13 protein-coding genes and 1 tRNA gene are annotated in these 12,339 nt (G+C 64.3%); 4 read left to right on the forward strand and 10 right to left on the reverse strand.

Annotated features, from left to right (window positions below):
• Positions 1–46: 46 nt before the first annotated feature.
• From IEY62_RS17155 to IEY62_RS17165, 3 genes are read right to left on the reverse strand one after another with little or no spacing between them, the layout of a single operon-like run.
• A complete protein-coding gene (locus IEY62_RS17155) occupies positions 47–886 on the reverse strand; it encodes a sugar phosphate isomerase/epimerase family protein (protein ID WP_189020076.1) in 840 nt (279 codons plus the stop codon).
• Positions 883–2,097 carry a dihydrodipicolinate synthase family protein gene (locus IEY62_RS17160; RefSeq protein WP_189020078.1) on the reverse strand — a complete coding sequence of 405 codons (1,215 nt, stop codon included), beginning with the start codon at positions 2,095–2,097 and terminating at the stop codon, positions 883–885. Before IEY62_RS17160 ends, IEY62_RS17155 begins: the two co-directional genes overlap by 4 nt.
• Complete coding sequence (locus tag IEY62_RS17165) at positions 2,097–3,266, reverse strand: Gfo/Idh/MocA family protein (protein ID WP_166842176.1); 1,170 nt, start codon at positions 3,264–3,266, stop codon at positions 2,097–2,099. The genes IEY62_RS17160 and IEY62_RS17165 overlap by 1 nt, the downstream gene beginning before the upstream one ends.
• A 194-nt stretch (positions 3,267–3,460) precedes the next feature.
• Between IEY62_RS17165 and IEY62_RS17170 the strand changes: the two genes are divergently transcribed.
• Entirely contained in the window at positions 3,461–4,498 is a 1,038-nt protein-coding gene (locus tag IEY62_RS17170; protein ID WP_189020080.1) for a LacI family DNA-binding transcriptional regulator, read from the forward strand.
• Between the two features lie 17 nt (positions 4,499–4,515).
• Complete coding sequence (locus IEY62_RS17175) at positions 4,516–5,259, forward strand: alpha/beta hydrolase (RefSeq protein ID WP_189020337.1); 744 nt, start codon at positions 4,516–4,518, stop codon at positions 5,257–5,259.
• Here the strand turns inward: IEY62_RS17175 and IEY62_RS17180 are convergent.
• The 3 genes from IEY62_RS17180 to IEY62_RS17190 all read right to left on the reverse strand — a co-directional run bounded on the left by IEY62_RS17180 (position 5,256) and on the right by IEY62_RS17190 (position 7,191).
• Positions 5,256–6,029 (reverse strand): sugar phosphate isomerase/epimerase family protein, encoded by a 774-nt coding sequence (locus IEY62_RS17180; protein WP_189020082.1) that lies wholly within the window; start codon positions 6,027–6,029, stop codon positions 5,256–5,258. The genes IEY62_RS17175 and IEY62_RS17180 overlap by 4 nt on opposite strands.
• A 213-nt stretch (positions 6,030–6,242) precedes the next feature.
• Positions 6,243–6,809, reverse strand: a complete 567-nt coding sequence (locus IEY62_RS17185) for a GNAT family N-acetyltransferase (protein WP_189020084.1) — start codon at positions 6,807–6,809, stop codon at positions 6,243–6,245.
• Between the two features lie 25 nt (positions 6,810–6,834).
• Positions 6,835–7,191: a metalloregulator ArsR/SmtB family transcription factor gene (locus IEY62_RS17190; RefSeq protein WP_189020086.1), complete on the reverse strand. Its 357-nt coding sequence runs from the start codon at positions 7,189–7,191 to the stop codon at positions 6,835–6,837.
• 67 nt (positions 7,192–7,258) lie between these two features.
• Here IEY62_RS17190 and IEY62_RS17195 point away from each other — a divergent pair, with 67 nt between their 5' ends.
• Entirely contained in the window at positions 7,259–8,191 is a 933-nt protein-coding gene (locus IEY62_RS17195; RefSeq protein WP_189020088.1) for an NAD(P)H-binding protein, read from the forward strand.
• Here IEY62_RS17195 and IEY62_RS17200 read toward each other — a convergent pair.
• On the reverse strand, positions 8,188–9,042 hold the full coding sequence (locus IEY62_RS17200) for a LysR substrate-binding domain-containing protein (protein ID WP_024818365.1): 855 nt from the start codon (positions 9,040–9,042) through the stop codon (positions 8,188–8,190). The genes IEY62_RS17195 and IEY62_RS17200 overlap by 4 nt on opposite strands.
• 167 nt (positions 9,043–9,209) lie before the next feature.
• On the opposite strand from IEY62_RS17200, the gene IEY62_RS17205 reads away from it, so the two are divergent.
• Positions 9,210–10,607, forward strand: a complete 1,398-nt coding sequence (locus IEY62_RS17205; RefSeq protein ID WP_189020090.1) for an MFS transporter — start codon at positions 9,210–9,212, stop codon at positions 10,605–10,607.
• A 49-nt stretch (positions 10,608–10,656) separates the two neighbouring features.
• Here the strand turns inward: IEY62_RS17205 and IEY62_RS17210 are convergent, their stop codons facing one another.
• The 3 genes from IEY62_RS17210 to IEY62_RS17215 all read right to left on the reverse strand — a co-directional run bounded on the left by IEY62_RS17210 (position 10,657) and on the right by IEY62_RS17215 (position 12,277).
• On the reverse strand, positions 10,657–11,829 hold the full coding sequence (locus tag IEY62_RS17210; protein WP_189020092.1) for a N(5)-(carboxyethyl)ornithine synthase: 1,173 nt from the start codon (positions 11,827–11,829) through the stop codon (positions 10,657–10,659).
• Positions 11,826–11,960 (reverse strand): hypothetical protein, encoded by a 135-nt coding sequence (locus IEY62_RS21825; RefSeq protein ID WP_011776304.1) that lies wholly within the window; start codon positions 11,958–11,960, stop codon positions 11,826–11,828. Before IEY62_RS21825 ends, IEY62_RS17210 begins: the two co-directional genes overlap by 4 nt.
• 246 nt (positions 11,961–12,206) lie before the next feature.
• A tRNA-Gly gene (locus IEY62_RS17215) sits at positions 12,207–12,277 on the reverse strand.
• Between the last annotated feature and the right edge of the window lie 62 nt (positions 12,278–12,339).

Below are 12,339 nucleotides of genomic sequence, written 5' to 3' on the forward strand. Positions count from 1 at the left end.
GTGGTCCTCCCGCGGAGCTTAGGGCATCCGCGGGAGGATCACGTGGTTACGCGAACGGGAGGACGAGCTCCGCGTAGCGCTGCTTCATGGTCTCCAGGACGCTGTCCCCATCGGCATCCCAGATTTCCTGGTTGAAGATCTCAACCTCGATGTCGCCCTTGTACCCGGCGTCCCTGACCCAGGTGCCGATGGTGGCGAAGTCAATGACGCCGTCGCCCATCATGCCGCGGGACAACAGCGCGTCCGCAGCGATCGGCAGGTTGAAGTCGCACACCTGATAGGAGGCAATGCGGTTCTCGCGCCCGGCGCGTTCGATCTGCGCCTTCAGTTCCGGGTCCCACCACACATGGAAAGTGTCGACTGCGACGCCCACGGCCTTCGCCTCGTACGGGGCAGCGAGATCCAGCGCCTGGCCAAGGGTCGAGATGAGTGCGCGGTCTGCGGCATACATCGGATGCAGGGGTTCCAGCACCAAACGGACACCGTTTTCGGAGGCGAAGGGCACCAGTTCTTCGAGCCGGTCGGCGACGCGCTGGCGGGCAGCCACTACGTCCTTCTCGCCGGGCGCGAGCCCGCCGACCACCAGGAACAGCTCCTGAGTGTCGAGGGCAACTGCTTCGCGGACGGCTTCGAAGTTGTCAGCCAGCGCCGCCGCCTGTCCCTCAGCATCGGCCGCAGTGAGGAATCCGCCGCGGCACAACGAGGATACGCGGAGTCCGGCGTCCTTGATGAGCTTGGCTGCCTTGTCCAGGCCGGCCTCGGCCACCCGGTCACGCCACGGGCCGATCGCGGGAATGCCGGCACGGGCGCAACCGTCCACAGCTTCGGCCAGGGTCCACTTCTTGGTGGTGGCGCTGTTCAGTGAGAGTCGTGAGAAGTCGCTCATGCGCCCACCCCGTTGATGCGCAGGAAGTCGGACATGCGGAAGGCGGCCAGCGACGGATCCTTCAGCAAACCGGCCTGATCTGCCAGTTCGAAGGTCTTGGCCAGGTGCAGGACCGAACGGCCCGAGTGGAGGCCACCCACCATCTGGAAACCAGGCTGCTTGCCGTTGAGCCAGGACATGAACGCGATGCCGGTCTTGTAATAGAACGTGGGTGCGCTGAAGATGTGCTTTCCGAGCTCACGGGTGGAGTCCAGGATGGCGCGCCCTTCAGCACCTTGGCCGGCGTCGTACTTCTGCAGGGCGACCGAAGCGGCAGGGTAGATGGCAGCGAAGATGCCCAACAGCGCGTCCGAGTGGTGTGTTTCGTCGCCGTCGATCAGCTCCGGGTAGTTGAAGTCGTCGCCGGTGTAGAGGCGGACACCTTCCGGGAGATTGGCGCGGAGGGCGACCTCGTGTGAGGCATCCAGCAGCGAGACCTTCACGCCGTCCACCTTGTCCGAGTGCTCGCGGATCAGGCTGAGGAACGTTTCGGTAGCAATGGAGACATCGTCGGAACCCCAATAGCCAGCCAGCGCGGGGTCGAACATGGTGCCGAGCCAGTGCAGGATGACGGGCTGGTCCACTTCCTGAAGCAGCGTCGAGTAGACGTGCAGGTAGTCGTCCGCGCCGTTGGCCACCTTGGCCAGCGCGCGGGAGGCCATGAGGATCACCTTGGGGCCGGCTTCGCTGACGACGGCGATCTGCTCACGGTAGGCGTCGATGACGGCCTGGATGCCAGCTGCGCCCTCGGGCAGTGCCGTGATATCCAGCTGATCGGTGCCGGCGCCGCAGGAGACGAGGTCGCGAACGGATTTGCCGGTGATGGCGGCGTTGCCCGCTGCCACCACGGAAGCAGCCTCTGCGCCAGTGCGCTTGATGAGCTGCTGGGTCGCTGCCCAGTCCAAGCCCATGCCGCGCTGTGCGGTGTCCATGGCATCGGCGACGCCCAGGCCGTAGGACCACAGTTCGTGCCGGTACGCCAGTGTGGCGTCCCAGTCGAGCTGCGCCGGGGCGCCGGGGGTGTTGTCCGCGGCGACCTCGGGAATGACGTGCGCTGCGGCGTATGCGCGGCGGGCAGTCAAAGGAGCGTTCGGTTTGGCCCAGGTGGTGGCGGACTGCAGCCGGTACTCGCGGGTGCCGCCGTCGTCGGTAGGAAGAATCAGTGACGTCATTAGAGGGTGATCTCCGGGATGTCGATGGTGCGGCGCTCAGCGGAGGACTGCAGGCCAAGCTCGGCCAACTGCACGCCGCGGGCTGCGGAGAGCAGGCCGAAGCGGTGCTCGCGGCCGGCCACGACGTCGCGCAGGAATTCTTCCCACTGCAGTTTGAAGCCGTTGTCCAGTTCAGCATTGGCGGGGACTTCCTGCCACTGGCTGCGGAAAGATTCGGTGACGGGCAGGTCCGGGTTCCAGACGGGCTTGGGGGTGTGGGCGCGCTGCTGCGCAACGCACTTGTTCAAACCGGCGACGGCGGAACCGTGCGTGCCGTCGATCTGGAACTCAACCAATTCGTCGCGGTAGACGCGGACGGCCCAGGAGGAGTTGATTTGGCCGATGACGTCGTCGCCGCCCGGGGTTTCGAGCTCGAAAATGCCGTAGGAAGCGTCGTCTGCGGTGGCCTTGTATTCCTTGCCGGCCTCGTCCCAGCGAGCGGGGATGTGCGTGGCGGTCTTGGCGTTGACGCTCTTGACCTTGCCGATGATGCCTTCAAGGACGTAGTTCCAGTGGCAGAACATGTCCGTGGTCATTCCGCCGCCGTCTTCCTTGCGGTAGTTCCAGGACGGGCGCTGTGCAGCCTGGACGTCGCCTTCGAAGACCCAGTAGCCGAATTCGCCGCGGATGGAAAGGATGCGGCCGAAGAAGCCTTCGTCCACCAGGCGGCGGAGCTTTACCAGGCCCGGGAGGTACAGCTTGTCGTGGACTACGCCTGCGGTGACTCCGGCTTCCTTGCCGATCTGCGCCAGCTCGATGGCTTCCTCGAGGGTCTCAGCCGTGGGCTTTTCGGTGAAGATGTGCTTGCCGGCGCGCATGGCCTTCTTCAACGTGGCTGCGCGGAGGCTGGTCATGGAAGCGTCGAAGATGATGTCCACGGTGGGGTCGGCGATCACGGCGTCCAGGTCTGTGGTCCATTCGGAAACCTTGTGAAGCTCCGCGAGCTCGCGGATCTTGGCTTCGTTGCGGCCTACCAGAATCGGCTCGACCTGGACCTTGGTGCCGTCTTCAAGGGTGAAGCCGCCGGCATCGCGGATGGGGAGGATGGACCGCAGCAAGTGCTGGCGGTAGCCCATGCGTCCAGTGATGCCGTTCATGGCGATACGGATCGTCTTTGTTTCGAAGCCCATGTTTTCTCCAGTGCCTTGTGTGCCGGTCGCTCTGCGGTTGCCGGTGCTTTCTTGGTCATGTGGGAAAGCGCATTCCCATTGCCATAGATCATGCACCATGGCGCGCCGGGTTGGCAAGCGCTTTCCCGGAATCTGTGAAGAACTGCCATAATTTCCTTAGCGCCATCCCGACGCTTGAAGAAGAGGAGTCCCCCGTGGCCGCCAGCACACTGAGTGAAGTTGCCCGTCTTGCCGGGGTCTCCCTGGCCACGGCATCCCGGGTCCTCAACGGTTCCTCGCGCAAACCTGCCGAGGACATTGCCGAGCGCGTGCGGGAGGCTGCTGACAAGCTCGGCTATGTTCCCAATGCGCAGGCCCAGGCGCTTGCCAAGTCCAGTTCAGGGTTGATCGGGCTGGTAGTGCACGACATCGCCGACCCCTACTTCTCGGCCATCGCGCGCGGAGTTCAGGAAGCGGCACGGCAGCAGAACCGTATGGTGTTGCTGGCCAGCACCACCGGCACTCCGGCGGATGAAAAGGAGGCCGTGGGCGCTTTTGCCGCCCGGCGTGCCGACTCGATCGTGATCGCGGGCTCACGTTCGGTGCGTGAAGAAGACAAGCAAGGCAACGCCGAGCTCGCCGCGGAACTGGACCGCTACTGCCGCAACGGTGGACACGTTGGGGTGGTGGGCCACCCCGTGGTGGGCGCGACGGCGGCCGAGGGGTACCACGTGGTGGAGGTTCCCAATGAGGAACTCGCCTCCGGATTGGCGGAGGAACTGGCCGCTACGCACCACGGCGGGTTCCTGATCATTGCCGGTCCCGAAGGGCTTTACACCTCCGATGACCGGGTGCGCGGTTTCCAGCGCGGACTCGCCGACGCCGGTCGGCCGGCTGCGGAAGTCGTCCGCACCGGCTTCAACCGTGCCGGCGGGTTCGAGGCCGGCAAAGCGCTCGCGGAACGAATCAAAGGATCCTCGGACAGGCTCTGCATCTTCGCCGTAAATGACGTCATGGCCATCGGGGTTACCGCGGCCCTGCGCCCTGAAGGGGTATGGATTCCCCGCGATGCCACGGTTGCCGGTTTCGATGACATTGAAACTCTGCGCGACTTCCGGCCCGCCTTGTCTACGGTCCACTTGCCGCTTGAGGACATTGGCCGGCTCGCAGCCGGTGATCCTGATACGGCTCCCATCTCCGGCACGGTAAAGCTGCGCCGCAGCACGGAAACCCCGGTGGAATCGCAGCTGTGACGATTCCACCGCGACGGATGCCGGCCGCGCTCACGGTGATTCCCGCCGTCGAGGGTTCCGGTGTGGCTGCGAGGTCCGGTGCGCCTGCGCCTGCCGTTCTTGTGCTGCCGGGAGGCGGCTACGCGAGGCAAGCCGACCATGAAGCCGAACCCGTGGCCGAATGGCTGGCCTCATTGGGGATACACGCGTTCGTGCTGCGGTATCCCGTGGCGCCGCATCGGCATCCGGCACCGCTGGCCGCCGCCAAGCGGGCCATGATGTGGATCCGGGGTGGGGCGCATGGGCTGGATGTTGATCCTGGCCGGGTGGGCGTGCTTGGTTTCTCGGCCGGAGGTCACCTTGCTGCCACCCTGTCGGTTCAGGCAGCTACGGGCGATCCTGCGGCGGACGTTCCCGGGGCTGTGCCCGATCTCAGCATTCTTTGCTATCCCGTGATTTCCTTTGTGGACTCGGCGCACCAGGGGTCTGTAGACAACCTCGCCGGAGTGGGCGTGGACGTCGAAGCCCTGCGTGGGTTGTCAGCGGAACTGCACGTCGACGCCGCCACGCCGCCTGCTTTCCTTTGGCACACTGCCGACGACGACGTCGTACCCGTCACCCACAGCCTGGCCTACGCGGCTGCGCTTGGAAGGGCCGGCGTTCCCGCGGAACTTCATGTGTTCCCGGAAGGCGTTCATGGCCTCGGCCTGGCGGCGGCAACGCCCGGCGCCAGGCAGTGGACCGGGCTTTGTGCCGAGTGGCTCAGGCGCATGTGGGCTTAGTCTTCGCCCAGGGTGATGGTGTGCAGGAAGGCAGCGTCGCTGAGCACATTGCCGGGTAGATCGTCTTCGACGAACTCGAGCATGATGTCCAGCGCTTTTTCATTTCCCCGCAGGACATCGGCCACGGATTGCCAGAGCAGCGAGCGATTCCGCAACGGGAAGCGTTCGGCCGCCGGTCCCCAGGAGAAGCAGTGAACGCCCACGACGTGGGGGAGGACTTCGTGGAGGGACGCCAGGGCTTGCTCATCGGAAAGCCCGACGGCGGGCTGCCAGTAAGTGCCGACGTTGGGGTGGTTCACCCGGTCCAGCAATTCGAGGGTGGTGGCCGGCGAATCGGTGAGTGTGTTGCCGTGATACTCGAAAGCGATGGCGACGCCCTGTTCTGCCGCGAGGTCCGCGATCCGCCGGGTGTCCTTCACCACCGAGTCCCAGTGTTCCTGGCTTGCGCCGGCTGAACCGAGTTCCCCGGCCCAGACCCGTACCCGCGGAGCACCTGCGGCATTGGCGAGGTCAAGAATGGGCTCAAAATCCCCAAACGCGCCGCAGCGGTAGTAAGAGCCAAGCGACAGGACCGTCATTCCGGCTGCTTCCGTTGCGTCCTTTGCGTGCGCGGCTGAGTCCACGTCATTGGCGTGGACGTCGGTGCCCCATTCGATGCCCGCCAGTCCCGCCTCGGAGGAAATCCGAACTACCTCGTCAATGCCGAGGGAACGCAGGGTGACGGAGCAGATGCCAGGCGTGAGGTCAGCCGGAGTGGGGTGGTTGGTCATGGCACCACGATACCGGGAATGCGCTTACCCAGAAAGTGGGGCCGCCTGTTGAACACTTCCGCGGCCGTTCCCGCGCCCGTTCCCGCCACGCGCACCCTTTCAGAGTCATCGTCGCACCCGTTCTCGCCTGGCGCACCCGTGGTTACGTGGGCGGACGGCGGAAAGGGGTGCGGCAGACGTGCCGTGTCAGGACATGCCCCCGCGCAGGCGTTTCTACAGGGTGATCCAATAACGGCGGATCGGTTCGGTGACTCCCAAATCCAGGGCGAAACTTTCGGGAGGTCGGACACTCTCCAGAACTCCACCGCATGCCTCGATGGTGCGCGCCGAGGCCACGTTGGGTTGCTTGCAGGTCACCAGCACCCGCTCAAGTCCGAGGGTGCGCGCCTCGTCCATCGCTCCGGCAAGGGCAATCCTGGCCAAGCCACGCCCCCTTGCGCTTGGCCTGATGCCATACCCGATGTGCCCGCCGACTTCTGTCAGGTATTCGCTGGCCAGGGAATGCCTCAGGCTGGCAGCGCCCAAATAGGCCGCGCCGTCGGTGACCCAAATGGTGGTCTGGTTTACCAGGCCTGCGGGCGGCGAAAATTCCGCCTTGGGCATTTGATGGAGCAGGTCCACCCACTGCGAGAAATGGTCCTCTTCGCGGAGGTCGAGGTCGCAACGCACGGCCAGGAATGCTGCAGAACCGTCCTGGTCGAGGGTTCCCCACTCGTCGTAACTTTCCAGCCAGGAGGCGTGGAAGCTTGATGACGGCTGAGCGAGCCTGGCTTGGGTCATGGGGTGAGCGTACTACGGCCGGGGTTCAGGCCTCGGAGGTTGTGGCCTCTTTCGGCGCCTTGGCCGAGCGGCGGGCTGGAGTGCGCTTCCGGACCTCCCGAAGCACAATCTGCTCCGGGCAAACCGTGGAAAGGAAGTCTCCGACCGACAGGGCAAGCCGCTCACCTGCGAGCGAGTAGAGAATCCGGTTTGCGTCGCGGCGCTCGGTGACGAGGCCGGCCTGGCGAAGCACGCTCAAGTGCCGGGAAATGGTTGGCGCCGTGGCTTTGAACCGCGCGGCGATCTCACCGGCCGCCAACTCGCCGTCCTTGAGGTCCTGAAGAATCTGCCGCCTGGTGGGGTGTGCCAAGGCTGCGAAGATATCCGATGCTGCATCTGCCATATTTGCAATATAGCACAATAGCTATATACAGTTTAGCTTCATTGCTAATAAGCGAAGGAGCAAGACAATGCGTGTAGCCATTACCGGCGGTACAGGATTTGTAGGCCGCCACCTTGCGGAGCGGCTGGACAACCCGGACACAGTCGTCATTTCGCGGCGGACGGGTGCGGCGATAGACGACGTCGATGCCCTCACGGCCGCCTTCAGCGGCTGCGACGTCGTTGCCCATTGCGCAGGCATCAACCGTGAAATCGGTGACCAGACCTTCCAGCGGGTCCACGTTGAAGGCACCCGCGCTGTCATTGAAGCTGCCCGGAGGGCAGGCGTTCAAAGAATCGTCATGCTGAGCTTCCTCCGCGCCCGTCCGGATAGTGGTTCCGCCTATCACCGGACCAAATGGGCTGCCGAGGAACTCCTGCGGCAGTCGGGCATCGAGCACACGATCATCAAGGCCGGCATGATCTACGGCAAGGGCGACCATATGGTGGACCACGTGACGCGTGCGGTACGCAGCTTTCCTGTCTTCGCAACGGTCGGGTTCCGGGAGCGGACCGTCCGGCCGCTCCCGGTGGAAGAGGCTGTCACCACCCTGATCGCGGCCCTTGAGGGTCGCGTGCCCACCCCGACAGTCGCCGTCGTCGGAGCCGAAGAGCTCGAGCTTGGAGCGGCTGTCCGCAGGATTGCCCGGATGGCCGGTGGCTACCCCGTTTACGTCCGCGCCCCTATCTGGTCGATCCGCGTTCTGGCGCAGCTCACGGAGTGGATCATGGTGGTGCCCCTCGTCGCAAAAGCCCAGGCGCAGATGCTTGCCGAGGGGGTCAGTGAGCCTTCACCGTACGCGCCGTGGCTTCCCCTGGAGCTGCGTCCCACGCTTCTTTTCGACGACGAACGTATCCGTGCCGCCGTGCCGGAAGGGCGCTTCGGCCTGGAGGATCTTCGGGTAGTGAAGTGGTGGAAAGGCCGCCTGGACCGCGGCCGGCCAAGCCGTCGGGGCCGCTAGTTCGACTTGCTCAGCGTCCGCCCCATGATCGCCTGGGTGAGGGCATCGATAACCTCGGCGTTGGCCAGCGGGTTGCGGATCAGCGTGAAATCGACGTCCCCAACCGGTGGGAGGCCGAAGCGCTGAGTGATGACTTTCAGGTCCTCGGGAACCAGCGACGCGGGCATTACCGCCACGCCAATGCCCGCCCGCACTGCCGCCAGAACGCCACTGATCTGCTTGGTGCTGCAGGTGATCCGCCAGGTGCGGCCTTCTGCCTCCAGTGCGTCGATGGCGAGTTTCCGGCTGAGGCTCGGAGCCGGGTAGGCAATAAGCGGAACCGGGGCGCCAGGTTCAAGGACAGTCTGCTCCACGCCCACCCAGGCGAAGTTGTCGTGCCTTACCACGGTGCCTTCCTTCGCCCCGGCCACCCATTTGACGAACACCAGGTCCAGTTGCCCGGCGTTGAGCCGCTTGTAGAGCTGGTCGCTTTGACTGACAGTGAGCTCCAGGTTGATCTGCGGGTACAGCTGGCGGAATTCGCGAAGGATCCTGGGAAGGCCGGTAATGGCGAGGTCGTCGGCAGTGCCGAAACGGAGACGCCCACGCATGGCTGAACCGGAAAAGTAGCGGGCAGCGGAATCGTGGGCGGCAAGGATGCTGCGGGCAAAGCCGGCCATTGCATCGCCGTTATCGGTGAGTCTGACCTCGCGTGTGTCCCGCGCAACCAGCACACGCTTGGCGGCGGCTTCCAGCTTGCGGACGTGCTGGCTGACCGTGGGTTGGGCAAGGCCCAGACGTTCGGCGGCTTTGGTGAAACTGAGTGTTTCCGCGACGGCAAGAAAGGAGCGGAGCTGGACAGGTTCGAACACGGAACTCCTCTAAGCGCAGGTCAGCGCCGGGCCGGAGTACTGCGCCAGTGCAAGCAGCTCATTGCATTCCGCAATGCTAGTTATAGGCGCAATACGCTTCCATAATTGCTGCTGGCAACCATAGCGTTAAATGCATCCCACCGAAACTCTCCATCCGAGGACTACCTTTGGCACCCCCACCGCCTTCAGCGGCACATGTCAGCCAGCCCGTCATCGATTCCCTGTCCGCCGGTCCCACACAAATAAGCCAGCCGGACACCGTCACCCAGCCACTCGCCGTCGTGAGTGAAAAGCTGCCCTGGCGGCATACCTTCATCTCCTTGAAGGTCCCCAACTTCAGGATCTTCGCGATCGGCCACTTCATTGCCGTGATCGCCATTTGGATGCAGCGCATCGCCCAGGACTGGATGGTGCTCCAGCTTTCCGGGTCCGTCACAGCCGTCGGCATTACGGTGGCGCTGCAGTTCATGCCATCGCTCTTCCTTGGCCCGTGGGGCGGCATGATTGCCGACCGCTTCGCCAAGCGCAAGATCCTCATCATCTGCCAGTCGGCGGCCGCGGTACTCGCAGCCCTGCTCGCGGTACTCTCGCTGAGCCAGCGCGTCGAGGTCTGGCACGTGTACGTCATTGCACTGGCGCTCGGCTTCGTGACAGTCCTGGACCAACCGGCCCGGCAGGTGTTCGTCAACGAACTCGTTGGCCCCAAGTATCTGCGCAACGCCATCAGTGTGAATTCCACGACCTTCCAGCTCGGCGGCCTGATCGGCCCTGCGCTGGCCGGTGTCCTGCTGACCGCTGTGGGCGCCGGTTGGGCCTTCGCCGCCAACGCCGTTGCCTGCTGCTCCACCGTGACCATGTTGCTGCTCCTGCGCAAGGACCAGCTGCACCTCAGCAAACCAACGCCGCGCAAAAAGGGCATGCTGCGAGAAGGCCTGAACTACGCGCTCAGCAAGCCCACCATCTACTGGCCATGGTTGATGGCCGGTTTCGTGGCAGTTTTCGCCATGAGCCTGCCCGTGCTGCTGGCCGCCTTCGCGGACCACGTGTACGACGCCGGTGCCGGAGGCTACGGCCTGCTGAACGCGATGGTTGCGCTCGGTGCACTGACTGGCGCGGTGGCGTCCACCCGACGTCGCCAGCTGCGGTTGCGTTCGGTGGTGATGTCCGCCGGGTTGTACGGGCTGATGCTCTGCGTCTCTTCGCTCATGCCAACCATGGTGTGGTTCAGCGTCACCATGGTCCTGGCCGGATTCTGGTGCCTCATGTTCCTCACCGCGGCCAACCAAATGGTGCAGACCAGCTCCAACATGAGCATCCGGGGCCGCGTCATGAGCCTCTACCTTGTGGTGCTCATCGGTGGACAGGCCATCGGCGGGCCCATGATGGGATGGCTCGCCGAGCACCTCGGCCCGCACCTCGCGATCCTCGTGGCAGGTGGGGTTCCGACCATCGCGGCTGCGGTAGTCGCCGTCGTACTCGCCCGGAAGTCTTCGCTCCACCTGAAGGTGGACCTGCGCGGCCGTCGTCGGGTGCTGCGGATTGTGCAGGAACCGCAGACGGCTTAAGGCAATGAAGCGCCCCCGGTAGCCCGGGGGCGCTTCATTCTGCTTGGGGCTATTTTGGCTGAAGCTGGGCAGCGCCCAGGTGCGGGTACTCCGCCGAACGGCCCTGGAACTCAAGGATGTCCGGATTGCGGATGACGCCGTCGCGGATTTCGATGGCACGCGAGATGGTCTCGTTGGCGTCCCACCCGTCCGGTCCTGCCACTACAGTGTCGAGGAATGGAAGGAGGGCCTCGCTGATTTCCCAGCTGGCCGAATTCCAAAGATACGACGGGCTGTGGTCCACCGCGTAGTAGTTGACGTGACCGCCGACGCGGAACATCGGCTCGTCGAACGTGGTGGTGCGAGCCCAGCTGAATCCCATGCCTTCGTCGCAGGAAACGTCAACAATCAGGCTGTCCGGCTGGAACTCCGTCAGGTCTTCGGTCCGCAAGTACGTCAGCGGAGAGTTCGGATCCTGCAGGGTGCAATTGACCACGATGTCCGCGGCCGCAAGGAACGGAGCCAAGGGCTTGCGCCCGTTGTTCGTGATGACCTCGCTGAGGAACGGGGCCTTGCTGTCGTGGTCGAACTGCACAATGCGCACCGAATGGATCGGGGACCCGACGGCGGCCACGCCCCGGTTGGTCAGCACCTGGACATCATGGACGCCGTGGGCATTCAGGGCCGTGACAGCACCGCGTGCTGTGGCACCGAAACCGATGACCACAGCACTCAGCCGCCGGCCATAGTCACCGGTTGAACCAGTGAGCGCCAACGCATGCAGCACCGAACAGTACCCGGCGAGCTCGTTGTTCTTATGGAAAACGTGCAGGCCAAAACCGCCGTCGCCGGCCCAATGGTTCATGGCCTCAAAGGCGATGAGCGTGAGCTTCTTATCGATGGCCAGCTGGGTGATGGCACGGTCCTGCACACAGTGGGGCCAGCCCCAGAGCGTCTGGCCATCGCGGAGTTCGGCAAGATCCTGGGCCTGCGGCTTGGGCAGAAGGATGACGTCACTGTTGGCGATCAGTTCCTGACGAGTGCCGAGTCCGCCAACCAACGATTCAAGCTTGCTGTCCGGGACGCCGAAACGCTCGCCGTAGCCATGCTCGAAGCGGAGTTGTTGCCGGACGTCAGGCGCAATGCGCTCCAAATGCTGCGGATGGATGGGGAGGCGCCGCTCGTTCGGCTTCAGTGAGGTAGCAAGGACGCCTATGCTCAGCTGGCCGTTGGCTGCGGTCACTTCTTGTTGCCGGTAGAGGGCTTTGCGGCCTCGGTGGCGGAGGACTCGGAAGCCCGCTTGTCCGCACGTTTTTCCTTGATGGATTTACTGGATTTCTTTGATGCGGTTTGGCGCGGTGACTTGTCGCCCATGATGGCTCCCTTAGAGCGGAGTCGAAATGACTCCTGACTCCTGACGATACACCTACCCAAGGTGCCCCCGCCCCGGCACTCCCCGCGCGGGCGCGCTTTGGTTCGGGCCGCGCTTTGGCGGGGGCCGCGCTTTGGCGGGGGCCGCCGTCGGGCATCAACGCCCGGCAGACAAAAGAACCCCGGCAAACAAATGAACCCCTGCGAACAAAAGAACCCCGGATCCAAAAAGGATCCGGGGTTTCGCTGAGCGGGCGACGGGAATCGAACCCGCGTATCGAGCTTGGGAAGCTAGCGCTCTACCATTGAGCTACGCCCGCGCTGCCCGACGAAAATCAATCGGGCGAGTCCTAGCTTAGCGCAGTTGCGGCGCTCCCCAGGA

This window comes from Paenarthrobacter histidinolovorans (assembly GCF_014647595.1).
In the GTDB taxonomy this organism is placed as follows: Bacteria; Actinomycetota; Actinomycetes; order Actinomycetales; family Micrococcaceae; genus Arthrobacter; species Arthrobacter histidinolovorans.

What these genes read in the sequence shown, in the direction of transcription:
- IEY62_RS17195 (WP_189020088.1), top strand. Translation starts at nt 7,259, where the DNA reads ATGCGTGTAGCCATTACCGGCGGTACAGGATTTGTAGGCCGCCACCTT.
- IEY62_RS17165 (WP_166842176.1), bottom strand. Translation starts at nt 3,266, where the DNA reads ATGGGCTTCGAAACAAAGACGATCCGTATCGCCATGAACGGCATCACT.
- IEY62_RS17175 (WP_189020337.1), top strand. Translation starts at nt 4,516, where the DNA reads ATGCCGGCCGCGCTCACGGTGATTCCCGCCGTCGAGGGTTCCGGTGTG.
- IEY62_RS17180 (WP_189020082.1), bottom strand. Translation starts at nt 6,029, where the DNA reads ATGACCAACCACCCCACTCCGGCTGACCTCACGCCTGGCATCTGCTCC.
- IEY62_RS17160 (WP_189020078.1), bottom strand. Translation starts at nt 2,097, where the DNA reads ATGACGTCACTGATTCTTCCTACCGACGACGGCGGCACCCGCGAGTAC.
- IEY62_RS17155 (WP_189020076.1), bottom strand. Translation starts at nt 886, where the DNA reads ATGAGCGACTTCTCACGACTCTCACTGAACAGCGCCACCACCAAGAAG.
- IEY62_RS21825 (WP_011776304.1), bottom strand. Translation starts at nt 11,960, where the DNA reads ATGGGCGACAAGTCACCGCGCCAAACCGCATCAAAGAAATCCAGTAAA.
- IEY62_RS17185 (WP_189020084.1), bottom strand. Translation starts at nt 6,809, where the DNA reads ATGACCCAAGCCAGGCTCGCTCAGCCGTCATCAAGCTTCCACGCCTCC.
- IEY62_RS17190 (WP_189020086.1), bottom strand. Translation starts at nt 7,191, where the DNA reads ATGGCAGATGCAGCATCGGATATCTTCGCAGCCTTGGCACACCCCACC.